Source organism: Lentibacillus salinarum (assembly GCF_042679865.1).
In the GTDB taxonomy this organism is placed as follows: Bacteria; Bacillota; Bacilli; order Bacillales; family Amphibacillaceae; genus Lentibacillus; species Lentibacillus salinarum.
This window is the reverse complement of the sequence record NZ_JBHTNH010000020.1, coordinates 1-25,366: the sequence shown is the minus strand read 5'-3', so window position 1 is coordinate 25,366 and position 25,366 is coordinate 1. Positions and strand designations below refer to the sequence as shown.

The 25,366-nt window shown below is 44.8% G+C and carries 21 protein-coding genes; 9 read left to right on the top strand and 12 right to left on the bottom strand.

From position 1 onward, the window contains the following. Positions 1-199: 199 nt before the first annotated feature. The 4 genes from ACFQ4A_RS09435 to ACFQ4A_RS09420 all read right to left on the bottom strand — a co-directional run bounded on the left by ACFQ4A_RS09435 (position 200) and on the right by ACFQ4A_RS09420 (position 4,469). Positions 200-1,129, bottom strand: coding sequence for a nucleoside hydrolase (locus tag ACFQ4A_RS09435; protein WP_382399899.1), 930 nt, complete (start codon positions 1,127-1,129; stop codon positions 200-202). A 130-nt stretch (positions 1,130-1,259) separates the two neighbouring features. Further along, complete coding sequence (locus ACFQ4A_RS09430) at positions 1,260-2,441, bottom strand: NupC/NupG family nucleoside CNT transporter (protein ID WP_382399897.1); 1,182 nt, start codon at positions 2,439-2,441, stop codon at positions 1,260-1,262. 105 nt (positions 2,442-2,546) lie between these two features. After that, the gene (locus ACFQ4A_RS09425) at positions 2,547-3,470 is read right to left on the bottom strand and encodes a pseudouridine-5'-phosphate glycosidase (protein ID WP_382399895.1); all 924 of its coding nucleotides are present in this window, start codon (positions 3,468-3,470) and stop codon (positions 2,547-2,549) included. Between the two features lie 36 nt (positions 3,471-3,506). Continuing rightward, entirely contained in the window at positions 3,507-4,469 is a 963-nt protein-coding gene (locus ACFQ4A_RS09420; RefSeq protein WP_382399893.1) for a carbohydrate kinase family protein, read from the bottom strand. A gap of 177 nt (positions 4,470-4,646) precedes the next feature. On the opposite strand from ACFQ4A_RS09420, the gene ACFQ4A_RS09415 reads away from it, so the two are divergent. The 9 genes from ACFQ4A_RS09415 (at position 4,647) to ACFQ4A_RS09375 (ending at position 15,821) form a co-directional block, all read left to right on the top strand. Further along, positions 4,647-5,747, top strand: coding sequence for a carbohydrate kinase (locus ACFQ4A_RS09415; protein ID WP_382399891.1), 1,101 nt, complete (start codon positions 4,647-4,649; stop codon positions 5,745-5,747). 818 nt (positions 5,748-6,565) lie between these two features. Next, on the top strand, positions 6,566-7,975 hold the full coding sequence (nhaC, locus tag ACFQ4A_RS09410) for a Na+/H+ antiporter NhaC (protein ID WP_382399889.1): 1,410 nt from the start codon (positions 6,566-6,568) through the stop codon (positions 7,973-7,975). A 312-nt stretch (positions 7,976-8,287) separates the two neighbouring features. Further along, positions 8,288-9,511 (top strand): Nramp family divalent metal transporter, encoded by a 1,224-nt coding sequence (locus ACFQ4A_RS09405; RefSeq protein ID WP_382399887.1) that lies wholly within the window; start codon positions 8,288-8,290, stop codon positions 9,509-9,511. Between the two features lie 27 nt (positions 9,512-9,538). After that, positions 9,539-10,282, top strand: a complete 744-nt coding sequence (gene pxpB, locus ACFQ4A_RS09400) for a 5-oxoprolinase subunit PxpB (RefSeq protein WP_382399885.1) — start codon at positions 9,539-9,541, stop codon at positions 10,280-10,282. Beyond that, entirely contained in the window at positions 10,263-11,030 is a 768-nt protein-coding gene (locus ACFQ4A_RS09395) for a LamB/YcsF family protein (RefSeq protein ID WP_382399883.1), read from the top strand. Before pxpB ends, ACFQ4A_RS09395 begins: the two co-directional genes overlap by 20 nt. A 4-nt stretch (positions 11,031-11,034) precedes the next feature. Next, positions 11,035-11,985, top strand: a complete 951-nt coding sequence (locus tag ACFQ4A_RS09390) for a 5-oxoprolinase subunit C family protein (RefSeq protein WP_382399881.1) — start codon at positions 11,035-11,037, stop codon at positions 11,983-11,985. A 172-nt stretch (positions 11,986-12,157) separates the two neighbouring features. Next, positions 12,158-12,937 (top strand): putative hydro-lyase, encoded by a 780-nt coding sequence (locus ACFQ4A_RS09385; RefSeq protein ID WP_382399879.1) that lies wholly within the window; start codon positions 12,158-12,160, stop codon positions 12,935-12,937. A 402-nt stretch (positions 12,938-13,339) separates the two neighbouring features. Beyond that, complete coding sequence (locus tag ACFQ4A_RS09380; protein WP_382399877.1) at positions 13,340-14,872, top strand: BCCT family transporter; 1,533 nt, start codon at positions 13,340-13,342, stop codon at positions 14,870-14,872. A 217-nt stretch (positions 14,873-15,089) separates the two neighbouring features. Further along, the gene (locus ACFQ4A_RS09375) at positions 15,090-15,821 is read left to right on the top strand and encodes an aspartate/glutamate racemase family protein (RefSeq protein WP_382399876.1); all 732 of its coding nucleotides are present in this window, start codon (positions 15,090-15,092) and stop codon (positions 15,819-15,821) included. 203 nt (positions 15,822-16,024) lie between these two features. Here the strand turns inward: ACFQ4A_RS09375 and ACFQ4A_RS09370 are convergent, their stop codons facing one another. The 8 genes from ACFQ4A_RS09370 to ACFQ4A_RS09335 all read right to left on the bottom strand — a co-directional run bounded on the left by ACFQ4A_RS09370 (position 16,025) and on the right by ACFQ4A_RS09335 (position 24,767). Then, the gene (locus ACFQ4A_RS09370) at positions 16,025-16,981 is read right to left on the bottom strand and encodes an acetamidase/formamidase family protein (RefSeq protein WP_382399874.1); all 957 of its coding nucleotides are present in this window, start codon (positions 16,979-16,981) and stop codon (positions 16,025-16,027) included. A gap of 187 nt (positions 16,982-17,168) precedes the next feature. Further along, positions 17,169-17,903 carry a glucose 1-dehydrogenase gene (locus ACFQ4A_RS09365; RefSeq protein ID WP_382399872.1) on the bottom strand — a complete coding sequence of 245 codons (735 nt, stop codon included), beginning with the start codon at positions 17,901-17,903 and terminating at the stop codon, positions 17,169-17,171. A 35-nt stretch (positions 17,904-17,938) separates the two neighbouring features. Then, positions 17,939-18,382, bottom strand: a complete 444-nt coding sequence (locus tag ACFQ4A_RS09360; protein ID WP_382399870.1) for a MarR family winged helix-turn-helix transcriptional regulator — start codon at positions 18,380-18,382, stop codon at positions 17,939-17,941. A gap of 232 nt (positions 18,383-18,614) precedes the next feature. Continuing rightward, positions 18,615-19,502 (bottom strand): fructose bisphosphate aldolase, encoded by an 888-nt coding sequence (locus ACFQ4A_RS09355; protein WP_382399868.1) that lies wholly within the window; start codon positions 19,500-19,502, stop codon positions 18,615-18,617. Positions 19,503-20,709: 1,207 nt separating this feature from the next. Beyond that, positions 20,710-20,814 carry a putative holin-like toxin gene (locus ACFQ4A_RS09350; protein ID WP_382399866.1) on the bottom strand — a complete coding sequence of 35 codons (105 nt, stop codon included), beginning with the start codon at positions 20,812-20,814 and terminating at the stop codon, positions 20,710-20,712. Positions 20,815-21,063: 249 nt separating this feature from the next. Continuing rightward, positions 21,064-22,989: a glucose PTS transporter subunit IIA gene (locus ACFQ4A_RS09345; RefSeq protein WP_382399864.1), complete on the bottom strand. Its 1,926-nt coding sequence runs from the start codon at positions 22,987-22,989 to the stop codon at positions 21,064-21,066. Further along, a complete protein-coding gene (gene murQ / locus ACFQ4A_RS09340) occupies positions 22,982-23,860 on the bottom strand; it encodes an N-acetylmuramic acid 6-phosphate etherase (protein ID WP_382400027.1) in 879 nt (292 codons plus the stop codon). Before murQ ends, ACFQ4A_RS09345 begins: the two co-directional genes overlap by 8 nt. Before the next feature lie 4 nt (positions 23,861-23,864). Further along, entirely contained in the window at positions 23,865-24,767 is a 903-nt protein-coding gene (locus ACFQ4A_RS09335) for a MurR/RpiR family transcriptional regulator (RefSeq protein ID WP_382399862.1), read from the bottom strand. Positions 24,768-25,366: the final 599 nt, after the last annotated feature.

Below are 25,366 nucleotides of genomic sequence, written 5' to 3'. Positions count from 1 at the left end.
TATGCTGCATGAAACGTGCAGCATACTATTTTTATTGATTGTCTTCTTTTTTGTTTAGAATGCCGGTTGTGGTGGACCGGACTGAGTAATCCCCAACCGGACTTAATGATCGGCAGGCAGTGCCCGGCGTTGTAAAAAAACATACAAAAATCCCTCGCTGTCTAGACAGGACAGCGGGGGATTTTCCGGCATGTATGGCTTAGTATTTCTTCAGCGCTTCAATCATTAACGCCCAGAAACCCGCCACGTCGAGGCCTGTGCCGAATTTGGCATTGATCGTTCTGCCGGTAACACCGTGGAGGTCGACTAACGTTGTTCCAGCGGTAAATTCGCCTTTTGTTTCCACAGCGATGTTCACGTCTTTCATGGTAAACAATTCTGGTGCTATACAGTATGCTACCGTTAAGACATCATGTACAGGTGCACCGTTAAAATCAAACATTTCCTTGTATGTGGACGCAAAAAATGCTAATAATTCACCGACGATTTGAGCTACATCATTATCGATCTTGTTTACCCGTTCGATAATAGCCGGTGTCGCAAGTGCCTGATGGGTAATATCCAGTCCCATTACGGTGATTGGAATACCGCTCTCAAACACTTTTCTTGCGGCTTCGGGATCCGCCCAAATATTGAATTCAGCAGTTGGTGTCCAGTTGCCGAACGTGCCGCCACCCATGAGCACAATCTCTTCAATATTTTCATTGATGTCGTTTGCTTTTGTTAAAGCGAGTGCAACATTTGTCAATGGGCCTGTTGCAAGAAGGGTCACAGGCTCTTTTGCCTCTTGCACAAGCCGGATAATCGAGTCTGCTCCATGTTCGCCCGACCACCCCCGGCTCGGCTCAGGGAGCGCAGGGCCGTCCAAACCTGAATCGCCGTGGATATCCGGTGCCGTTTCCCTTAGTCTGACGAGTGGCTGGCTTGCCCCTTTGGAAACCGTAACATCCTTTAACCCGACAAGGTCACAGATTTTCAGCGCATTCCATGTTGTTTTTTCGATTTCCGCATTGCCGGAAACGGTGGTAATGCCAAGGATATCCAGCTCGGTCCGGGCTGCTGCTAAAATAATGGCGATCGCATCATCATGCCCCGGATCACAGTCCATTATAATTTTTTTCGTTGTCATATTTTTTCCTCCTGTTCCATTATCCCGCATATAACGGACAGTAACCCGCCAGAGTACGACGGCTAACTGTCCATAAATGTCCGATAAGTCTCACAGCGGGAAAGTACACCCCGCTGAATGAAGTTTCGCTTTATATGACCAGTCCCATCATGGTACCGGATATGACAGAGGCTAAGGTGGCACCCAGCAATAACTTGAGCGCAACTTTGGATATATAATTCCCCTGCTTTTCACTGATTGATCTGATAGAACCAGCTATAATACCCACTGTGCCGAAGTTGGCAAAGCTAACAAGGTAAACTGAAATGATAGCTACTGTTTTTTCGGAAAGCCCCGCTGAGATTTCGCCAAAGTTTAACATGGCTACAAATTCGTTTGTCACCAGTTTTGTTGCCATGATGCTGCCTGCTTCCACAACTTCTGACCACGGAACACCCATTAAAAAGGCAATCGGTGCAAAAATATAGCCCATTAACGTTTGGAAGGAGACGTTAAACACACCGAGAAACATAACATTGATTAATTCCATCAGTGAAATAAAACCTAATAGCATGGCTGCAACGGTTACAACAAGTTTGAAACCGTCCATGACACTTTGCGATACCATTTGAAAGAATGGAACGCGTTCTTGTTCATCCGTCTGCATTAAATCTTCTTCGTCTGATAAATCATACGGGTTAATAATATTCGCGATAATGAGAGCACTGAATATATTCAATGCAACGGCTGTTACGACATATTGAGGTTCCAGCATGGTCATATAGGCGCCTACCATGGCCATACTAACGGCACTCATTGCCGACGTACAGATCGTATAGATTCTTTTCGGAGACAGCAAAGGAATTTGTTTCAAAATCGTTAAAAACACTTCCGGCTGTCCAAGTACGGCAGTGGATACTGCGAAATAGCTTTCCAATTTTCCCATACCAGTTATTTTGCTTAAAACGAATCCTGTGTATTTAATAATCACAGGCAGTATTTTGACATGATTGAGGACCCCAATCAAAACGGAAAGAAAAACAAGCGGCAGTAATGCTGTGAATATAAACGGCTCCTCGCCTTTATTGACAATACCGCCCAGTACAAATTCGATACCAGCGTCGGCAATAGCCATCAGTTCCTCGAAAAAATTCCCTATATTTGTCACAATCGTTAAGCCGACGCTTGTATTCATCAACGTGAAGACCAAAACCAGTTGCGCTGCCAGCATGATGACTATCCGTTTATACTTGATATGCTTCCTGTCATTACTGAATAAATAGCCAATGGCAAACACAAATAATAAGCCGGTAATCAGGAATAAAACATTCATTTCGTCGCCCCTCCTTTGATGTCAGCGTTTTCAGTGTGGGTTAAAATAACTTCTACAAAATAAAGATTCTCTTATTTTGTAGAAGCTTTGGGCTATGAAGAAACGTTAGGCTTCATGAACTTGCTTGTTATAACTGACGGCAATTTGACTGCCGATTTTAGCATTGTGTTTAACTAACGCTATATTGACATCAAGGCTTTTACCTTCAGTCATTTCTTTTACTTTTGCAAGCAGGAATGGTGTCGTGTCTTTGCCTGAAATATGATTTTCCTCCGCTTCCTTAACGGCATCTCCGATAACACCATTAATGTAATCGGCATCCATGGCATCTTCTTCAGGAACCGGGTTGGCAATGACGAGCCCGCCATCAAGCTGTAAGTCCCACTTCGTTTTCATGGTTTCAGCAATGACATCGACAGCGTCAGTCGAGAATGTTAACGGGTGCTCGCTCTCTCTCGTATAAAAGGCAGGCAAATATTCTGTTTCATAGCCGAGGACGGGGACGCCTTTTGTTTCCAAATATTCCATCGTAAGTCCCAAATCAAGGATCGATTTGGCACCTGCACAAATCACCGCTACATTCGTTTGCGCCAACTCTTCAAGGTCCGCCGATATATCCATTGTTGTTTCGGCGCCCCTGTGCACACCGCCAATTCCGCCTGTCACAAACGTTTCGATACCAGCCAGTTCGGCACAAATCATGGTTGTCGCAACTGTTGTCGCACCGAGTTTTCCTGATGCCATCACTTGTGCAATGTCCCGCCTTGATACCTTGGCGACATCGTCACTTTTACCAAATACCTCTAATTCCTGATCTGATAAGCCGACCTTAATTTTACCGTCCATAATGGCCATGGTCGCTGGAACGGCACCATTTTCACGGACAATGGCTTCAACATCACGTGCCATTTGCACATTTTGCGGGTAAGGCATACCGTGCGAAATAATGGTTGATTCCAAAGCAACAATCGCTTGTCCATTTTCTTTTGCTTCTTGTACCTCTTGTGAGAATTCAAGATATTGTTTCATGTTCATGTTCCTCCTTGGGTTTATATGAGTACGCGGTTAATGATTGCTGGAAACGTTGATTTGTTCTACGTCTTCAGATAATTGGTCAAATGATAAATCTGTTCTGACCGTTTCATTGGACATGATGGTTTTATGGGCGTTGACCATGCCGGATTGAATAATAGTATCCAATGTCTGATCTTGCAACCAGGTATGAATAACAGCCGAGCAAAATGAATCGCCTGCACCTGTAACATCAATAATGGTGGGGGTTTCAATTGCCTGGTAATGGTAGATGTCTCCATTTTCCGTACCTGCCATTGCCCCTTCTGAACCATTTGTCACAATAACGTTTTTCACGCCTGCATCTAGCCATTTTTTCACAGATTGCTTCCAATCCTGTTGGTCCAGTATAGTCATGTTCATAAAGGTTTCCGTTTCGTCTTTATTGACGATGAGCCAATCCACGGCACTAAGTGATGGCGGGAGCCTTTCCATTTTCGGGGCAGATACAGGAATAACCACTAACGGAATTTGTTCTTTTAAAGTAAACGAACAAAGAAAATCGATCGTTTCACGCGGGCAATTCAAATCGACGACGATGCATGTCGCGTTTTGCAGGATGGCCTTATTTTTTTGTAATAATTCAGGCGTAATCGATTCAAATATATCCATATCGGCAAATGCGATTGATAAGTCACCATGTTTATCAAGTACAGCGGTATAGGACCCGGTTGATTGTTGTTCACATTGCGTTACCAAGCTTAAATCCATAAAAGGCGATGATGCTTGCGCAATTTCTTTCCAGTCTGCATCATAGCCACTCGCTGTCATTAATTTTACTTCCTCACCGAGCCTGCCTAAGTTTTCTGCAATATTCCTGGCAACTCCTCCGACCGAACTGCTTGAGTATACGGGGTTGGATGTTTCATTTACGATGTTATGCTTCAAATAGAATTTTCGGTCGACATTGGCACCACCGATGCAGATAATGGAAGAGGCTTCATGATTGGTTTTCATTTCGTCACCTCACTTTATAAACAAATGTTTAATTAATAAGCACATGTTTATTGTATCCGTTTTCCCATTGGATTGTCAAATCATTTTGATGGATAGTAAGGATAATCGTTCTTGTCCGTATCATTTACAAATGGTCGCTATTCGACTAAACTGATTCTAAAAAGAGAGGTCGTGAAAATGAATAAGGAAAACGAAATATTACAACACATTCGAATGGATCCCTTTATCTCTCAGCAGGAATTATCAAATAGAGTCGGGTTGTCACGGCCAGCGGTAGCCAATTATATTGCAAATCTGATGAAAAGCGGCGAGATCAGGGGACGTGCTTATGTATTAAAAGAAACGTCCGCTATTGCTTGTATAGGTGGCGTAAATATCGATCGTAAAGCAAGGGCGGAACAGGACGTCCGTTTATATACCTCTAATCCGGTGGAAACGAAAGAAACGTGCGGGGGAGTTGCACGTAATTTTGCTGAAAATTTAAGCCACCTTGGTTATAACACCCTATTAATGGCATGCATCGGGGAGGATAAAGAAGGCGGGTGGCTCTTAAACGAAACGAAAAGTTCGGGTGTCGATGTGAGTCAAGTCTGGCAATTTCCTGCAAGAGGTACAGGTACCTTTACAGCTTTATTGGATGCCAGCGGGAAAAGCGTTGTATCAATGGCTGACATGAATATCTATGAAAATTTAACGGTTTCGATGATAGAAGAAAAATGGTCGACCATTTCATCAGCACAGGCTGTTTTTGTGGATACGAATTTGCCTGTTGATTGTGTTCACTATATTGTCAATCGCTGCTATCAGGAAAATATTCAAATGTATATTGATCCCGTTTCTTCAGCTAAAGCGCTCAAACTACCTGAACGTTTGGATGGTACAGGACTGTTAATACTTAGTAAAAATGAAGCAGAAGTCTTATCCGAAAAACATATTCATTCCAGCACAGATTGTGAGATGGCCTGTGAAATATTGCGGCGACGTGGGGCGGAACGGGTAATTGTTATTCTTGACGATGGCAGTGTTTACTATTGTGCTGAAGCGGAAGTTGGTCATTTAGCTCCTTTTATAACGGACGTGGTGGATGATACCGGCGTCAGTGATGCTTTGGGTGCATGTGTTGTTTATGGTATTTTGAATGGAGAATCGTTACATCGCTCCTGTCAACTGGGGCTTGCGGGCATGGCACTAACATCGCAAACAGAGGCCTCAATATCCGGTTTTCTAAAGCCTGAGAAAATTTATGAGATGCTGGCGAATGCGGATCAGACAAAGTAAGCAAGGGTTCCAAACTTGAGGGTGGATCTGTTCAATCCTTGTAGAAAGGCTGTGTGGAATCTTAAACCCACTACCTTGCATTACCATTATTTCTAGCATCTAATGAAAGTAGAAAGCAAAATTTATTTGACTGATCAAGGTGAAAAAGCGTATAGGTCAACATCACCATATACTGGCCTTGACTCGATGCGTGTGCCCATAAGTATGGGCCGACAAGCAATGAAACTAAAGATGAGGCCTATCGTGTTGATGCTATGTTTTCACGTATTGTCGAAAGGGTTAAGGAAATAAAAGGCGATATAAATGATACATTATTTGTCCTGAAGGCGCACACGGTGGTTTGCATGAAGACGAGATGCTTGTGCCTTGTTTGATGTGGCGGGGGTGATTTCAACCTTCTTTTGTTGATGTAAGTGAAAACCCCTGAAGCTGACTAATCGTATATCCGTCTCACCTATATAATCGAACGGAACCCGGAAAAAAGGGGCATCTTCGTGAAAAAATAAAATTTTTGTTTTCATGCCCCCAAACGTCCATTTGTTTCGATTGTAGTCATACATGAAGCGCAAAAACCGGTGCTGCACCACAGAGAATGAAAATGGTTCGGATTGCCGAGTTATCAGATAGTCTATTAACTATCTGCATTATTGCTTGGTTGCATACTTGAAGATCGAACGAATATATATTAATAAGACAATCTAGTTTAAGTTGCTAAAGTGAAAACGCTATCATTATGGTTGAAAGGGAACCGCATGACTTCAATTAGATGTTGAATGTGACATTGCCTCTAATGATAAATTAAAGAGAGGAGTACCACTATGGGAAATCATGAAGAGCGTCAGATCAGGAAGCCAAATTTACTGGAGGTATCCGTTGTACTCATCTTGTTTTTGGCCATTGCTTTTTCCTTTACGGGTATGTTTGACTTATCCATTCAATTGGCTTTATTTATTGCGTTATTTATCGTCATTTTACTTGGACTTAGACTGGGCTATAAATATAATGAGTTGCAGGATGCGCTTAAGGACGGTATCTCCAGTGGCTTGGACGCTGTTTTAATTCTTGTGGCTGTCGGTGCATTGATCGGAACTTGGATAGCTGGTGGCATTGTGCCGAGCATCATCTATTATGGGTTGGAATTTATCCATCCAAATGTTTTTCTATTGGCGACACTGATCCTTTGTGCCGTGACATCATTGGCGACAGGCACTTCCTGGGGGACGGCCGGAACAGCCGGGATTGCCATGGTCGGGGTTGGCGAAGGACTCGGAATTCCCTTGCCAATGGTCGTTGGGGCAGTGCTGTCCGGTGCCTATTTTGGTGACAAGTTATCGCCATTATCTGATAGCACGGTCTTAACGGCTTCCATGGCCAAAGTCGATATCATTGAACATATTCGATCATTGCTTTACGTAAGTGTCCCGGCATTTGTCATAAGTGGTGCTGCCTTTACTATTGTTGGTTTTACTTATGCCGCCGATCATGTAGATTTAAATCGGGTGGAATCAATCATGACAGCTATGGGGAGCACGTTTAATATTGGCTGGTGGATGCTGATTCCAGCAGTTGTCGTGATTGTCTTATTGGCCATGAAAAAACCTGCCGTTCCCACAATTTCGTTCGGTGCCTTATTGGGCGTCATCTGGGCTGTTCTATTTCAAAACACTGATTTTATAGCAGCATTAAATACGGCGTATGAGGGATTTAGCATTGAATCGGGACATGCATTTATGGATGAATTGCTGAATCGCGGCGGTATTACGGGTATGCTGGGTTCTATCGTGGTGATTTTGCTTGGACTCGGTTTTGGCGGTTTATTGAACCATATCGGGGCATTGCAAGCGATTGTTGATGCGTTTGCGAACTTTATCAAAAATACGGGCCGTCTTTCCGTTTCAACACTTTTAACAGGGTTTTTTTCCAACGTATTTGGCTGTGCCATGTATGTGTCATTAATCTTAACCCCGAAAATTATGGAGAAAAATTATGATCGGTTGAATGTTGATCGGCGGGTTCTTTCCAGAAACACAGAAGTGGGCGGGACGTTGACTTCCGGTATGGTGCCATGGTCGGATAATGGGATATTCATGGTGGCCATGTTCGGTGTACCGACCCTGCAGTACGTGCCATACATGTGGCTCAGTTTCGCAGCGATTATTCTCGTCGTGATATACGGCTATACGAATAAATTTATTTGGTATGTGGAAGAGGAGAGCAGTGAAGTTTAATTACGTGGAAAAAAGCATATTCAAAAAAACATTTGCGGCGTAATCCCCAACCGGGTTCATTTTAACAGGTGGGGATTACTTTTTTTATTTTCATGCCCCCAAACTTCCATTTGTTTCGGAGTTAGTAAAAAAGATGATTGATGAAACCGTCATGTCCCCGTTTACAATGTGTGATTTCTAATTGGAATTCGGGCCTGATTAAAGGCGTTATACGTAGAATAGTTGTTTGAATAATAATTATAGACCACTTATAATTAACATTGTCATATAAAAATAGAATTTTTATAAATAGACAAATTCAGGAGTGGGCATATGAGTCAAAAGGGGTTTTTTAAAAGATTGAGGACACTTGGACCGGGGACACTTGTTGCGGCGTCAATTGTGGGGCCTGGTACAGTTACAACGGCTTCTGCTACAGGAGCGGAGTTCGGTTACGTCCTTATTTGGGCGCTGGCATTTTCCATTATTGCCACCATGTTTCTGCAAGAAATGGTTACCCGGCTGGGGATTGTGAGTAGAAAAGAACTTGGTACGGTAATGCAGGAGCAGTTCAGTCATCCGGTGCTTAAAGGGGCAACGGTTATTCTGATTATTGCTGCGATTCTGATTGGCAACGCTGCATATGAAACCGGTAATATCACCGGTGGGGCAATTGGGTTGACGACGATCACCGGTATTCCTGTGTCTGTGTGGAGTCTACTCATTGGTATTGCAGCTGGTTCGTTACTGTGGACAGGTAACTACAAGGTGATTGAAAAGGTATTTATCGCACTCATTCTCATTATGAGTTTTTGCTTCGTCATAACAGCAATTGTCGTGCGGCCCGATATTGGTGCCATTTTTGAAGGTACATTCATTCCAACAGTACCAGACGGGGCAGGGTTATTAGTTATATCGCTTATCGGGACAACCATCGTACCCTATACCCTGTTTTTACAGACGTCCACCGTTCAAGAACGTTGGAAAGGCAAAGATGCCATAAAAGACGGCCGGTTTGATGTCATGGCATCTATGGTCATTTGTGGGGTTATTTCAATAGCCATTGTTCTAACAGCAGCAGCTGCGTTTCCGATTGGAACAGCTCTGGATAATCCGGCTCAAATGGCCGTTCAGCTGGAGCCAGTACTCGGTTCTTGGGCCAAGTATGTTTTTTCAATCGGCATTTTCGCAGCCGGGATAACGTCGTCAATGACAGCGGCACTGGCAGCAGCGTATGCTACTTCCGGCGCACTTGGCTGGGAGCGAAATTTGAAATCACCACGTTTTCGGATGGTTTGGCTATCGATCATTTTGATTGGTGTTGTTTTTGCAAGTTTGGGTTATGAACCGATTCAAGTGATTTTGTTTTCGCAATATGCGAATGGCTTGATATTGCCTGTTATTGTGCTGTTACTCATGTTTGTGATGAATAATAAAAAGGTGCTTGGTGATTCTGTAAACCGGACGTGGATCAATGTGGCTGGTTGGTTAATTTTCGCGATTACCGTACTATTAGCGCTTCAATCGTTCGGAATTCTCGATTGGCTATTTGGTTAATTCCATGTGCAAAGAAGGTGATCCATTATGACAACCATCACATGTCAGCCAGTAGGTGATACGGCTATTCGTATTCAGTTTAACGAAAATGTGTCACCTGAACTGAACCGTCAAATCAGAGCTTTTTGCAAACGATTAAGTGACTTTAATGTTAAGGGTGTGACCGAATGGGTGCCTGCCTACAACGCAGTGCATGTCTATTACCAACCCTATTTCATTTCCTATGAAAAACTCCACGCTATTTTGCATGATATGACGTATAGCGATTCGGCGTATCAGAAAGAAACCGTGACACTTGTGAAAATACCTGTTTTGTATGGTGGTAAAGCAGGCACCGATATAGCACAAGTGGCTGGGAATAGCGGGCTAAGCGAACAAAGGGTAATTGAAAAACACGCAGGTGTTGATTACCTGATTTACATGATTGGTTTCTTGCCTGGTTTCCCGTACTTAGGGGGATTGCCTGAGGATTTGGCTACACCACGATTGGTTAACCCGAGAAGCCATGTCCCTGAAGGATCGGTCGGCATTGCCGGCAATCAAACAGGTATCTATCCATTGGCGTCACCTGGGGGCTGGAATATCATCGGGAGGACCCCTGTCAAGTTATTTGACCCGGATCGTGAGGAACCCTTTTTATACAGGGCAGGTGACAGAATAAGGTTCGTGCCCATTTCAAAACGAGAATACGACAGAATCGAAAAACACGTTCAACACAACACGTTTCAAATCGAAAAGGAAGTGATTCAGGATGGCCAACTATCAGATTGACTTAAACAGTGATATAGGGGAAAGTTTCGGTCCTTATACAATTGGCCTGGATGACGACATATTGAACGTCATAACGTCAGCCAATATAGCTTGTGGTTATCATGCCGGCGATCATAATACGATGTACGAAACCGTCAGAACAGCGAAAGCAAATGGTGTTGGGATTGGTGCTCATCCCGGATTACCTGATTTACAGGGATTTGGCCGCCGCCATATCGCCGTTGACCCGGAAGATGTATACCGCTTTGTCACTTATCAAATCGGTGCGTTAAAAGGCTTTTGTCTTGTGCATCATGTTGAGATGAATCATGTGAAAGCCCATGGCGCGCTCTATAATATGGCGGCTACTGATGCGGCCATTGCTGAAGCAATCGCTAAAGCCGTGAAGGATGTTGATCGTCATCTCATTTTGTTTGGGTTGTCCGGGAGTGAATTGATTCGTGCCGGACAAAACCATGGTCTGACGACTGCTTCAGAAGTGTTTGCCGATCGGACCTACCAGCCAAATGGAACGCTGACGCCACGTTCAGAGAAACAAGCCATGATAACCGATCCGGATCAGGCGGTACAACAGGTGCTAGAAATGATTTATGATAACCGTGTCATTGCTGTGGATGGAACACCTGTTGACATTAATGCGGATACGGTTTGTGTTCATGGTGATAATCCGCATGCTCTGAAATTTGTTGAACAGTTACGTGGGCGCCTATCTGAGGAAGGGATTGACATTCGACGTGTCGGAGCGTAGTCCATTGTCTCAACCGCTTTTCAAATTCAGAAAAACAGGACTGCAAACCACAATTCAAGACTTAGGACGACAGGGTCTCCAACAATATGGTGTTGTCGTTTCCGGTGCAATGGACCCATTTGCGTTGCAAGTGGCGAACTTGATTGTCGGCAACTGCCGGGATGAAGCTGCACTGGAGATAGCATTGATGGGACCGGAACTTGATGTATTATCACCAGCTGTCATATCGATTTGTGGTGCCGATTTGAGTCCTGCAGTCAATGGCAGAAGGGCACCGATGTGGAAGTCGTTTAAAGTCCAGGAAGGTGATCGAATCTCGTTTGGACGTCCTTTATCGGGAACGCGCGCTTATCTCGCTGTTGCGGGCGGTTATGATGTGAAGGTCTATATGGGCAGTAAATCGACATACGAACGGGCCAATCTTGGGACAGTTATTAACAAAGATATGATTATTCATGGATTTAATGTAAAAGCTCGTCCTGGTCTGGGATTAAAGCCTACTGTTATTCCCGATTATCATAATCCAAGGACGATCAGGGTGGTTGACGGCCCTGATACGGACCGTTTCACTGAAGCGGGAATTGAATCATTTTATAACCAGCAACACACGATTAGCCCTGAATCTGATCGAATGGGTTATCGATTGGAGCGGGCGTTGATACCTCACAAAAATGGTGCGGATATATGGTCTGATGCCGTACCAATTGGAACCATACAAGTTCCGGCAAACGGGCAGCCAATCATCTTGATGGCAGATCGGCAAACAACCGGGGGATACGCTCGGATTGCCACAGTTATCGCCGTTGATATACCGAAAGTGGCACAGCTGCCTCCGGGCGGCAAAATACACTTCAACCCGATTAACGTGAATGAAGCACAAACGTTATCCATAAAGGAAGAAAATTTTTTGCGTTTGTTAGCACTTGGTGTGAAGAATTGGCAAACGAAAGCTTAGACGTTGCTGCAGTCATGATGACGAGCTTATACGGACGAAATCCTGCTCCGTTAATTCAGGTGTAATTTGGCACGGGAGTAGCTTAGATTGAATAGGCGGCTATAATAATACGACTCTTTTCTGTCCCTTGTTTAATCGATGATTGAATCCATAAATAATAAGGAGAATGAAAATGGTTGAAGATGCGGATAAGATACGGCAATCCATAAGACGGGGGGAATGGACAAAGCCTACAACTGGTATCGATTCAGGAAATACACAGGCAAACCTAGTCATCCTCCCTAAAACGTATGCTTACGATTTTCTGTTGTTTTGTATGCGCAATCCCAAGTCCTGTCCGCTGTTAGAAGTAACGGATAAGGGTGTCCCTGTACCGGTTAAAACAGCACCTGATGCTGATTTACGGACTGATGTTCCGAAATACCGTATTTACAAAAATGGTGAAATCGCTGATGACGTTACGGACATCGCTAGTTACTGGTCCGACGATTTTGTTTCCTTTATCATCGGCTGCAGTTTCACGTTTGAAAAGCCGCTGCTAGATAATGGTATACCAGTACGGCATATCGATGAAGGACGCAATGTATCGATGTACCGGACCAATATTGCTTGTGAACCTGCTGGGGAGTTGAGCGGTCCGATGGTTGTGTCGATGAGGCCAATGAAACCGGAAGATGCCATCAGGGCAGTCCAGATCACCTCAAGATTTCCTTCTGTGCACGGTGCACCGGTCCACATCGGAGATCCTGATGCAATCGGGATTACAGATTTAAGTAAACCAGATTTTGGTGATGACGTTACGATTTATGATGGTGAGATTCCGGTTTTCTGGGCATGCGGCGTTACACCGCAATCTGTCGTCATGAATCGTAACATTGACATGATGATAACGCACGCACCGGGACACATGCTCATAACGGATTTGCAGGAAGAGGCGCATGCCGTTTTGTAGTGCGGGTGCTCGCTTCCTGAATTTTTCGGAATTTTGTCGAATGAAAGTGTCTTAACTTAAATTTTACGATAGAATTCCTACCTATATGCGACTTTGCCTATAGCCCCCGCCATTTCACCTCTACTCCTTGCTAACATGACAGAATTCAGCAAGACGCCGTATTTCACCGTAATGGTATCGGGATTGACATGGACTTGTGAATGTTCGACTAGGCCTGAGATATCCGTGTACAACAACATCGGGAATAAGTTGACACATACCGATTTTCACAAATGCTTGACATGTCTCTTTACTCCCTGTATCGTGATGCATTGTGTTATTTAATACTGTTCTCACAAACGTATGCTTGCAAAGAGGGAGGCACACATGCGTTGTGGGTTTTTAACTGGGAGGAACTTATTTTTGACGAATTTAAGTAAGAAGAAGAATGGGCAAACCATTGATAAACCTGTTCTTTTTCTAAGTGGCGGCGTATTGCTAGCATTTGTGATTCTCGCTTTGATTAATCAGGATATGGTTACAGACGGTGTGAATTATTTATTTAACCTGTCCGCAACTTATTTTGGAGCCATATATCAATTTCTAATGTTGGGGACATTTTTTATTGCGTTGTTTCTGGGGTATTCAAAATATGGGAAGATTCGCTTAGGTAAGTTGGACAAACCGGAAATGAGCAATTTTAAATGGATTTCAATCATTATGTGTACACTACTGGCGGCTGGCGGTGTTTTCTGGGCTGCTGCTGAACCATTGAGTCACTTTTTAACGGTGCCGCCGCATTTTTCTGGTATCGAGGCTGGTACGGCTGAGGCGGTTTCACCTGCACTTGCTACCAGTTTCATAGACTGGGGCTTTCTTGCATGGGCGATACTTGGCACACTTGGTACGTTTGTACTGATGTATGCCCATTATCACCGCGGGACACCGCTTAAGCCGAGAGCATTGCTTTATCCGATTCTTGGCGATAAAATTTTGAAGAAAAGTGTGCTTGGTGCCTTTGTGGACGTGTTTTCGGTTATATCGGTGGCGGCTGGTACAATTGGGCCGATCGGTTTTCTCGGCTTGCAGGCTGGTTATGGGCTGAATGCTTTGTTCGGTGTTCCGAATAATCTATATGTGCAATCCTTAATCATTATTGTCATTGTCATCGTGGCCGGGATTTCTGCGGTTACCGGGATTCATAAAGGGATCCAGATGATGAGCAGTTATAATGTGATTCTGTCTATCGTTCTCGTTGGGGCTATTCTTGTGCTTGGCCCGGCGCTATTTATTTTCGACTCGTATTTGGAATCATTCGGCTTATATGTCCAAAATTTCATCGGTATGAATACGTTCCGCAGTGACGGGGCTTGGCTTGGCGGATGGACCGTCTTTTTCTTTGCCTGGTTCCTTGGTTATGCGCCTATGATGGCCATGTTTGTCAGTCGTATTTCCCGGGGACGTACGATTCGGGAAATTGTGACAGCTGTTGCGGTCATAGCGCCTATTGTCACGACGTTCTGGTTTACAATCGTTGGTGGAACCGGAATATCTGAGGAAATACAAAATCCGGGTTCTATATCCGAGGCGCTGAGTAGTGCTGGTCCGCCAGCAGCGATGATCGCCATTGCAGAACAGTTGCCATTTGGAACAATTATAGGGTTTCTGCTGCTATTGACAACCATTGTTTTCGTTCTGACAACGACCGATTCGATGTCACTGACGATTTCAATGGCCATTACCGGAAGTGGCGACCCGTCTAAATCATTGCGGGTTTTCTGGGCATTCCTGATGGGACTTGTGGCAACTGTCCTGATAACAATTGGCGAATCCAGTATCGATGCGTTGCAATCCTTTATTGTGGTAACAGCTGTTCCTGTATCCTTACTAATGCTGACCACATTCTGGACCGCCCCGCGTGTCTGTCAAAAACTTTTCAAAGAACAGAAGCTTTAGAGGATGCTGGTTTTCGAACTAAAGGAAAGCGCATCTTATGATCACGTAATTGATTGTGGATAGCTCTGGGACAATCCAGGGCTTTTTTATTGAAATTTTTGGCACTGGACTAAATTTGAGGGGAAGGTCGTTGGAAGAATCCGAGCTCTCTGAATGACATTTCACCCACGGGTAACACTAAGCTTAACCAAATGAAAGGCAAAAAGGGTGGCATGTTATGATTTATAAAGCCAATCCGGGGCAGGTATATTACGGTCATACGATTGGTATTTTAATGCTGGATACTTTTGTGCCCATGATTCCTGGCGATATGGGCAATGCGACCTCTTATCCATATCCGGTGCTGTATCGCACATTAAACAATATTACCGCGCAAAAGATTTCCGCTAGGGATCAGGCGGTGCTTCCGGAATTGATCAAAAAAGGTAACGAGCTTGTACAGGATGGAGCCAAAGCGATCACCGCGGATTGCGGTTTTTTGCTGTATGAGCAGAAAGAACTGCGGGTGGCCTTGAATGTGCCCGTTTTCCTGTCGAGTTTGCTGCAGCTGCCCTTTATGCAGTTCATGCTGAATGACGGGGAAAAAGTGGGGATTATAACAGCTGATTCCAAGCAGCTTCATACAGGGATGCTACAGGCAATGGGCCATGTTGATACGGAGCGTGTGGTGATCCGTGGTTTGGAGAACGCGCCGTATTTTTATGATGCGTGCATTGCCGAAAGCGGTACACTGGATCAGGCTAAAATCAAACAGGAAGTTGTGACGATCGCGTCGAACATGGTGGCGCTGGATCCTGATATCAAAACCATTTTGCTTGAATGCAGTTATCTGCCGCCATATGCGCAGGCGGTTCAGGATGCCGTTCATCTACCTGTGTTTGACTATAAAACGATGATTGATTATGTCCATGCGTCGTTTCGGAAGCCGCGAAATGATGGGTATCTTTGAGAGGGGGGGAGTCTGTAAACCCGCCCTGTTTTCCTTTATCCTGAAACTTCATTTGGAATCGCACCGATTTGATAACGGGTGCTGGAAAAAATTACTGGGCTGATTAGGGGGAATTAGATAGCCCTCCAAATTTGTCATTATAAAACCATGATAAAAATGGCCAGGAACGCTACGCTACCTGGCCATTTTTATACCCTGAATAATTATCTAAAAATCGAATGAGGCAAAAAGGCAGATACCAGATGATTCGGCATATCAACAATTTCACTGATGCGTAAATCAACCGCGACGCTGCAGAGCATATAAGCCTCTTGATCGGTCATCTTATAGGTGTCGACGAGATGCTCAATCATGTAGCGGATGGCGTTTCGGGAGGCATCAACCAGATCCGCACCATGTCCGGTCGTAACGTAATAGCCTCTGCTGTCTGCTTCCGGCGTTGGCGGTCCCGGAATCTCATAACGCGGTTCCGCAATGGATTTTCCTTTATGCAGTTTGAAGCGGATGGTTGCTTCCATTGATGCTTCGACAGCAGTCCCGCACACTTCCCCATCACCTTGAGCGGCATGTGTATCCCCGATAGAGAACAGAGCGCCCTCGACCCAGACGGGAAGATAAAGTTTGGTGCCGCGAGTCAAATGGCGTATATCCATGTTGCCGCCGTTTTTGCGTGGCGGAACGACGCTGAAATTACCCTCTTCAGGCAGGGCGACGCCCACTGTGCCCGGGAATGGTTTAATGAATAAATCGATCCCATCAAGAAATGCCGTTTTATGCGGGTGGGTTAAATCAAACGTTTTAATCGCCGGTTCATCAAATTCATCTGCGAGCAGTCCAAAACCGGGTATAATCGCTGTCCAGCCCCAATCCAACTGACGAAAATCCAACATTTCAATCTCCAGCGTATCACCCGGCTCGGCGCCTTTCACATAAACAGGACCGGCCACCGGATTGACCTTGCCAAAATCCATGTTCTTGACATCCTTTGCGGTGGAATGTCTGGTGAATTGGCCACCTGAAGATTCAGTTATTTCATAGGTTACTTTTTGACCGGATTCAACTTCGGCAATCGGTTTAAATGAATTGTCCCATCCATAGTGACTGTGCGCCTTGAAGTCATGGATGGTCATGTAAGGATGATGATGGTGATGGATTGGCATGTTACTCACTCCTTGTATTGTTTTAATCATCATATCATAGTTCAGATACCAATTGGATGCTTTTGTCTTAATTTTTAGTCTATACCATTGAACGTATCTTTAGTAATAACGGAATTAAAAAATGCACGGCTTCGCGGGAAAACCGCGATTACCATGCATTTATCATGTACAGCACTATTTTTTGTTTTTACTGTGCCGTTAAGCCGCCATCCACGACAAACTCGGAACCCGTGCTGTAGCTTGACTCGTCAGAAGCGAGGAACAATACGAGATTGGATACTTCTTCCGGCTTGGCGACACGTTTGTTCGGGATATGTTTGGCAAATTCCTGGATGGTATCTTTGGAATCAGCTTGGGCAATCATCGGTGTTTCAATGACGCCGGGATGAACGGAATTGACACGGATGCCCTTATCTGCAAGGCTGAGTGCGGCAGCTTTGGTCATGCCACGGACGGCGAATTTCGTATCTGTATAACCAATGGCACCACCTACAAGACCGTTCATCGAGGAAATGTTCACGATCGATCCGCCGTCAGCCTTTTTCATGGATGGTGTGACGGCTTTCATGCCGAGGAAGACGGATACCTGGTTAATATCGACGATTTTCCGGTAATCGTCTTCCGTCATGTCTTCAATTGACTTACTCATGCTGATGCCAGCGTTGTTGACCAGGATATTAACCGGTCCAAATGTGTTCTCCGCTTTAGTAATGGCGCTTTCCCAGTTATCTGCGTTTGTGGCATCGAGTTTCGTGAATGTGGCGTTTTCGCCGAGTTTTTCAGCCAACGCTTGCCCTTTTTCTTCAAGAATGTCTGCAATCACGACTTTTGCGCCTTCACTGATGAATTTGCGGGCGTGGGATTCACCCATGCCTTGGGCTGCGCCGGTAATAACCGCGATTTTTCCGTTTAGTCTGTTCATGTTCATACCTCCTGGTTAAAATAGTGTGGGCCAGTTCAGGTTGTTGATTGCTTTCTGGCACGGATGCCTTGGATGAGTTTTTCCTGAATTGTTAAGTATTGATCGATTTCCGCGTCATTCAAAACTGCGAAATGCTGTTTGAACAATTCTTGTCCAATGTGCTGTGCTTCCGCCAGGGCCCGCTCTCCGGCCGGGGTGATGGCGAGCTGTATGGCCCGGCGGTCGTTTGCATTATCCAGGCGCTCAACAAGACCCAAGTCGGTAAGCTTTGCGGCAATATGCGTCATGGCACCTTTCGTATAACCGATTGTTTCAGCCAGTTCGCTTTGCTTTTGTGGGTCTTTTGACTTTAGCTCGGCAAGTACAAGAATTGGCGAAATCCCAAGCGGATAGCGGAATGTCTTCGTAAATTGAATAATATTTTCGTTGTTCATTAGTTCAACTGCATGAATCAGTTTGAAAAGATTGATCTGGGTCATTCGTTGATTCTCCTGTTTCATGTAGAAATCGTTTAGCGCTAAACGTTATACGTATAGTTTAACACTAAATGATTTTTTTATCATAGTCATATGACCGGTAATGGGGCAGAGGAAAGCAGATCGGTCCGATGTTAACGTTCGCTGGTTTGATAACCGACAATGATAAGGCATGAAAAAGTCCCCGGAAGCTTCTTCGCTCCGGGGACTTTTTGAGAGTTTTTGATTAGCTCGTTCACGTAATCGATGCCTGATAAATGGATTCCACTGCCTTGCCAAGCGCGTTATTGAATTCCTCATCGGTCTGATTAACGTTCAAATCTTGCGTGAGCGCGCGGGAAAAGCTGGCGATAAGGCCATTATTTTCTTTCAGCTTCTCATTCGCTTCATCTCTGTCGTAACCGCCGGAAAGCGCCACAACGCACACGACATTTGGATGCTCAATCAGTTCTTTGTACGTGTTGGCAACCGTTGGAATAGTCAGTTTCAGCATCACATGGTCGTCCTGGCTTAGATTGTCAAGATGGCTGCGAATTTCCGCTTTCAACAATTCTTCACATTTTTCTTTTTCCGAGCTATTAATGTCCACTTCCGGCTCAATAATCGGAACTAGGCCGGCGTTAATAATCGTTTTACCGATGTCGAATTGTTGGTCGACAACTTCCTTGATGCCTGCTTCGTTCGCTTCCTTAATGACAGAGCGCATTTTCGTTCCGAAGATATGACGCTCATTTGCCCGTTTGAGTTTATCGTCGAGGTCATCGATCGGCTTCATCAGCTGCACACCGTTCGATTCTTCGGCAAGTCCATTATCAACTTTCAAGAACGGCACAACGCCTTTTTTCTCTGCTAAATAATCACCTGTGTACATGCCTTCGATTTTGCGGTCCATCGTCTGCTCAAATAGAATGGCACCGATGATCTGGTCAGAATTGAAAGCAGGGGACGTGATGATCCGTGTCCGCATTTCGTGGACCAGGTCAAACATTTCATCTTTGTTGCTGTATTGATCTTCAGTAATGCCGTATAAGGCAAGTGCTTTAGGCGTACTACCGCCACTCTGGTCCAGGGCTGCAATAAACCCATCACCATTTTTCATTTGGTCAAGGTGTTTCTGATTCATGAGTTCCACTCCTTTTATCATGATAAATTTACCTTTTTCTGCTTAAGGTAAATTATGTATTAGGGAAAAAGGCTATTTTCTTCTATATTATATCATGAATGAGGATAAGGATATAGTCCAGCGCATGAATTAGTCTATTAGCAGAATATTTTTAGGCTCTTTTCGTAAATTTTGTTGCGCTTAAACTCTCGGAGTTGATATAAAATGCGACGTAACTGCTACGTTGATTTCCGCTCCGGGCAGTCGCTTTCCGCGGGCAACGCTTCAGCTTCCTCGGAAGAAAACCGCTTCCTGCGGGATCTTCAGCTGTTGCTTTTCCCGCAGGAGTCGACTGCCCTCCGCTCCAATCAACCAGTGTATTAGTAGTGACAATGGCAAGGATTCGAATACCACAAAACTAGCGTAGGAAATACACGGTGAAGCTGCACTCCTCGCAACTCGAAGTTTACTCGGTGAAAGTATTGCTCGTCACGTTGCAAGCTATTTCGGTGAAGCATACGCTCCTCGCAGAAAAGATTTCTCACTGCGGGGTCTCACCGATGCCTCTGCTCCCACAGGAGTCTCCGCTAGTTTGGATTTACTAACCGTTAATTAGGGTAGTAATAGTAAATCGCATCACTCAACTTGACTAACTTAACTAGTCCGGGTGAGTGGAGGGCGGTGACTCCTGCGGGAACAGCACGTGTCCGAAGACCCCGGAAGAAGCGTTCTTTGCTTCTGAGGAGGCTGAGGCCGTGCCCGCGGAAAGCATCCGCCCGAAGCGATCCCGTACGGCGGGAGTAGCACGTACTTATAGAAAACAACCCAACAGCAGTTATGTCGCAGTTTATGGATTTTGTGTCACAAACAACGAGCTTTTGAAAACAGCCTATATTTAAATTATACAGAAAAATGGTGAGCTACAGTTGAAGGGAAACGAAAAATAAAACATTATGTCATTTCCCGGGAAATAAAATCAGACAATCTTCACCGAGGGAATTGCTTCTTTTCAGGTTTTACATTCGATACTCTGTGGAAAGATTAAAATAAAGGCTTTGAACACCATGCCTTGTATAGCAGCCAATGTTGGCATATAATAAAAGCAGAAAGCATAATACTAAAAAGGACCCCGACAATGGGCTGTCGGAGTCCCTCTGAGTTGCACCGCATGATGTTGCGGTGGACCCACTGAGTAATCCCCAGCTGGTGCCGTTTAACAGGGTTGGGGTTACTTTTTTAATATCAGTACAATTAGCGCGATGATGGCAACGAGTAATGACCCGAAACCAATCATGAGCATGATGCCTTGATACAAAGTAATCGTTTGCGGCATCACCTCCCCCCTCGTTGTGACATGACCATGTCCACAAACGAGCAGCAAAGGTTCCACCGCCCCATCTTGCTTTTGCAACTCAATTGTATTATAGAAGAAGTTGATAATTTTGCTAGAAAAAAAAGTGGTTAGGGTTAACGTGGGTTATGACATTTAAAAACCACTAGTCCATGCCGCTAGTTTAATGGTGTCTTGACATTCTTCAACACAAAAAAAGGAACAAGGTCCACCCTTGTCCCCGTATTTTCCTTATTTTACTGTCAACAATTTGCTTCCTGCTTTAACGTACATCTCGTTTACCGGTTCAATCGTTTCGAATGCGTCGGAATTGGTGATGACAATCGGTGATGTGACATCGTAACCTTTATCGATAATCGCATCTATATCAAACGTACATAGGAGCTGGCCTTTTTCGACTTTGTCATCCTTTGCCACGTATAATTCAAAGACGTTGTCATTGATTTCAACTGTGTCCAGGCCGATGTGCAATAAAATTTCCGCACCATTTTCCGACGTTATGCCAATCGCATGTCCTGTTGGGAAGACGGTTGTCACGGTCCCATCAACGGGTGCATAGAGTTTTCCTTCTGTCGGGTGGATGGCGACGCCTTTTCCGACAGCTTCGGTTGCAAACACTTCATCATTCAATTCATTCAACGGGCGAATATCACCGGAAAGCGGGCTCGCTATATGCGTTTCTTCCTGTTGTTTGGGCGCGCTTGCTTCTTTTTGTTTTGTTTCTTTTTTCTTCGGTTGGTCCGTATTATCCCCATACAGTTTGCGAACCATTTCTTCTTTGTAGCCGAACAGATAAGTCAGAATAAATCCGCCGGCGTAAGAAATGATCAGTCCGATAGCATAAAGTAAATATTGATTGTCAGCAATGAGCGGAATCAAGACGGCACCAGACGGTCCCACCGTGATAGCCCCCACTTGGAATAGGGATAAAAATGCACCGCCAAATCCACCCCCGAGACAAGCCGTGATAAACGGCCGACCTAGCGGCAAACTGACACCATAAATAAGTGGCTCACCTATACCTAAAAATCCAACGGGTAATACACTTGCGACGGTATTTTTCAGACGTTGATTCTTAGCTTTTATATAAATCGCAATCATGGCACCAACTTGACCACCGCCGGCCATGGCCAGAATTGGGAGTAATGTGGTTGATCCGAATTGATCAATTAATTCCAGGTGGACAGGAACTAATCCCTGGTGCATGCCAACAGTTACAAGCGGTAGGAATGTGGCTGAAAGAATGTATCCACCAATGATACCGCCGGATTCCATCATAATATCAACAAGGAACCAAGTAATACCGCTCGTAAGCACACCAGCAATTGGCTGAATCACCACGATCGTTATAATGGAACCGACCATAACCGTAATTAATGGGGTCAGAATGAGGTCCAGACTATCGGCGACACGTTTTCGGATAAATTTCTCAATCCGAACAAACAGATAAGCGGCCACAATGACACCCAATAGACCTCCTAGGCCGGAGCTGATTTCCAAGTTTAAACCAAACAGATTCAGGGAACCGATATCGTCTAAAACGGGTGCGTTAATCAGTAAACCTGCGATACCACCAAGCACCATGGTTCCGCCGAACTCTCGGGCCGTATTAATGCCGACAAACACACCGAGTGCCCCAAACAGGAGATTACCGATGGCTTCCAGCAGCAAATACCAGTCTGATTCCAGAACGGCCGGATCCAGTATGCCTGCGTCGGGATTGGCTAGGTTCGTAATCAGGTTGGCAATTCCGAGCATTAAACCAGAAGCGACCAGTCCTGGGACAATCGGCACAAAGATATTACCGATATGTCGGAATAACTGTTGGATGCTTGATGTCTGCTTTGCTTTATAAGAAGCTTTCGTATCAGCTGCAACATCAAATTCGTCATCATCTTCTACATCAACATTGATTGTGGTACTTTCATGGATTTCATTGGCCACTTTCGTAACTTTCCCTGGCCCTAGCACAATCTGAATCGTTCCCTGATCGATGACACTTAAGACCCCGTCCAATTGTTTAATCGCTTCCAAATCCACGTTGTTACGGGATTTAACATCGATTCGCAAGCGTGTGATGCAGTTGGTCAGATTGGCAATGTTGGTTTCACCGCCAAGGTTTTTGACAATGGCATGTGCCAATTCTTGATTAGTCATTGGAGTCACCATCCTTGTTGTTTGCTAGTCTAATCGCTTCACGTACAAATCCGCCGGCTTGTTCCAAATAGCGCTTGGCGTCGTCATAACTGCAAGCCATTTTGCTCATGACAATCGCTAGTTTCGGATGTCGGTTGGATTTTTCCAAATAGGCTGTAGCTGTATCATAATCAACTTGTCCGGCGAGTGAAATAATGTTTTTAGCCCGTTCGACAAGCTTTTTATTCGTCAGCTGAACATCCACCATCAAATTTTTATAGACTTTGCCGATGCCGATCATGGCACTTGTCGATATCATGTTGACAACGAGTTTTTGGGCTGTCCCTGCTTTCAGGCGGGTTGACCCGGTTAAAATTTCAGGCCCGACTTCCACCTCGATGGGAATATCGGCGTATTGACTGATTTTCGCGTTTTTGTTGCAGCTGACAGCAACTGTATGCGCGCCAGCATGGTAGCTGTATTGCAATCCACCGATTACATAAGGTGTACGTCCGCTGGCAGCCAGGCCAATGACCGTATCTTTTTCATTAATCTGTAACTGTTTCAAATCGGCCTTAGCCAGTTCAGGGTCATCTTCGGCGCCTTCAACCGCCTTTATAATGGCATCCTCGCCGCCTGCGATAAGCCCCTGGACTTGTTCCGGGTCCGTTCCGAATGTCGGCGGGCACTCGACGGCATCCAGAATACCTAAACGGCCGCTGGTGCCGGCCCCGATATAGATCAGTCTGCCGCCTTTCGTAAATGAGTCGATCACGGCGGACACCGCTTTTTCAATTTGATTGATGGCTTGATTGACGGCATCCGGTACGGTTTTATCTTCTTCGTTCATCACTTGTAAAATCTCATGCGTGTTCATTTCGTCCAAATTCATCGTTTTAAGGTTTCGTTCTTCTGTTGTTGTTTTCGGCACGGTTGTTAGCCTCCCTCTGGCTCTGGTGTATAATGTCATACGTTTGATTTAAATGGGTTAAAGAACGGTCATAATCCTCATAGGCACATGCTGTATAAAGCATGTCAATCACGTTTAAAGACGCAATTCTGGATGACATGGCTGCACTCCGGAATTCATCTTCTTGGGCGGCGACGAATAGCACCGCATCGGCCATTTCGCTTAATGGCGAATTCGCATATTTTGTTACCGCTATCACCTTAGCCCCTTTGGATTGGGCGATTTTGACACAATTAATAATTTGCTGTGTTTCGCCTGAATAGGAGATGGCTACGGCGACGTCATTTTCGTTCAGATTGACAGCTGATACTTTTTGCATATGAAAATCACTGTAAGCTGTACAGGCTTTATTAATGCGCATGAATTTCTGAATGGCATCATACGCGATCAAAAAACTGGAGCCGACCCCGTAGAAGTCAATTTTTTCAGCTTGAATCAGAAGGTGATAGGCTGCTGTGAATTGGTCTTTTTGTACCAATTGCAGTGAACTGTACAATGATTGAATATTGGTATTGGTAATAACCGCCATCATTTTGTCGATAGGATCGTCGGGTGATAATGTTTCTTGCTCCAAGTCGTGCAAATTGATCACTGCCAAATCACCGGACAGTTTCAGCTTAAAATCTTTAAACCCTTTGTACCCAAGCGTCTGACAATAGCGCATTACCGCAGAGGCACTGGCATAGCAGGCATCAGCAAGCTGGTTGACGGTCATGGTGACGGCCGTTTCTGGATGTTTTAAAATATATTCTGCCACGGCTGCTTCTGATGGTTTTACATAATTCAGCGATTCCCGTATTTTATACAGAATGCCTTCCAGTCTAACCACCTCCATCCGCTTAGGATTAGCGCTTACATATTTATCGTATGCTTTTTGAAATAATAAATCAATATTTAAGGAAATGATGATATAAAATTTCAGATTTTGAAATTTTGACTAGCAGCCTTGGACAAAAGTATTTTTATTACAGGAAAATACGAACTTAAGATGGTGTCAAATAACCTGCTCCGGAAATATACTCCGCTTTCCGCGGGCGGCTGGTGAGCCTCCTCGTGCTCGTCACGTTGCAAGCTATTTCGGTGAGGCATACGCTCCTCGCAGAAAAGATTGCTGGCGCACTGCGGGGTCTCACCGATGCCTTTCCTCCCGCTGGAGTCTACGTATATTTCCTCCGCTAAAGCAGTGTAATGTTCATCTTTAGAATTAATCGATTTAGTTATGTCCAAGACACCTAGAAGTCTGGTGAAAAAGTCAAATTGTGCTAGGAATTTCCCTGCTTGATGTCGAATATTGTCTGTAGAAAGGATGGTCCGTTTATGCATTCACCAAAGCAAAACCACGTTCAACCCAGCATGTTTCAATATATTGATATGGAGGATCTCATTCCCGAGCACCACATCCTGAGAAGGGTGAAAGATGTGATTGAC

What these genes read in the sequence shown, in the direction of transcription:
- ACFQ4A_RS09435 (WP_382399899.1), bottom strand. Translation starts at nt 1,129, where the DNA reads ATGACAACGAAAAAAATTATAATGGACTGTGATCCGGGGCATGATGAT.
- ACFQ4A_RS09430 (WP_382399897.1), bottom strand. Translation starts at nt 2,441, where the DNA reads ATGAATGTTTTATTCCTGATTACCGGCTTATTATTTGTGTTTGCCATT.
- ACFQ4A_RS09425 (WP_382399895.1), bottom strand. Translation starts at nt 3,470, where the DNA reads ATGAAACAATATCTTGAATTCTCACAAGAGGTACAAGAAGCAAAAGAA.
- ACFQ4A_RS09420 (WP_382399893.1), bottom strand. Translation starts at nt 4,469, where the DNA reads ATGAAAACCAATCATGAAGCCTCTTCCATTATCTGCATCGGTGGTGCC.
- ACFQ4A_RS09415 (WP_382399891.1), top strand. Translation starts at nt 4,647, where the DNA reads ATGAATAAGGAAAACGAAATATTACAACACATTCGAATGGATCCCTTT.
- nhaC (WP_382399889.1), top strand. Translation starts at nt 6,566, where the DNA reads ATGGGAAATCATGAAGAGCGTCAGATCAGGAAGCCAAATTTACTGGAG.
- ACFQ4A_RS09405 (WP_382399887.1), top strand. Translation starts at nt 8,288, where the DNA reads ATGAGTCAAAAGGGGTTTTTTAAAAGATTGAGGACACTTGGACCGGGG.
- pxpB (WP_382399885.1), top strand. Translation starts at nt 9,539, where the DNA reads ATGACAACCATCACATGTCAGCCAGTAGGTGATACGGCTATTCGTATT.
- ACFQ4A_RS09395 (WP_382399883.1), top strand. Translation starts at nt 10,263, where the DNA reads ATGGCCAACTATCAGATTGACTTAAACAGTGATATAGGGGAAAGTTTC.
- ACFQ4A_RS09385 (WP_382399879.1), top strand. Translation starts at nt 12,158, where the DNA reads ATGGTTGAAGATGCGGATAAGATACGGCAATCCATAAGACGGGGGGAA.
- ACFQ4A_RS09375 (WP_382399876.1), top strand. Translation starts at nt 15,090, where the DNA reads ATGATTTATAAAGCCAATCCGGGGCAGGTATATTACGGTCATACGATT.
- ACFQ4A_RS09370 (WP_382399874.1), bottom strand. Translation starts at nt 16,981, where the DNA reads ATGCCAATCCATCACCATCATCATCCTTACATGACCATCCATGACTTC.
- ACFQ4A_RS09365 (WP_382399872.1), bottom strand. Translation starts at nt 17,903, where the DNA reads ATGAACAGACTAAACGGAAAAATCGCGGTTATTACCGGCGCAGCCCAA.
- ACFQ4A_RS09360 (WP_382399870.1), bottom strand. Translation starts at nt 18,382, where the DNA reads ATGACCCAGATCAATCTTTTCAAACTGATTCATGCAGTTGAACTAATG.
- ACFQ4A_RS09355 (WP_382399868.1), bottom strand. Translation starts at nt 19,502, where the DNA reads ATGAATCAGAAACACCTTGACCAAATGAAAAATGGTGATGGGTTTATT.
- ACFQ4A_RS09350 (WP_382399866.1), bottom strand. Translation starts at nt 20,814, where the DNA reads ATGCCGCAAACGATTACTTTGTATCAAGGCATCATGCTCATGATTGGT.
- ACFQ4A_RS09345 (WP_382399864.1), bottom strand. Translation starts at nt 22,989, where the DNA reads ATGACTAATCAAGAATTGGCACATGCCATTGTCAAAAACCTTGGCGGT.
- murQ (WP_382400027.1), bottom strand. Translation starts at nt 23,860, where the DNA reads ATGAATTTGGACGAAATGAACACGCATGAGATTTTACAAGTGATGAAC.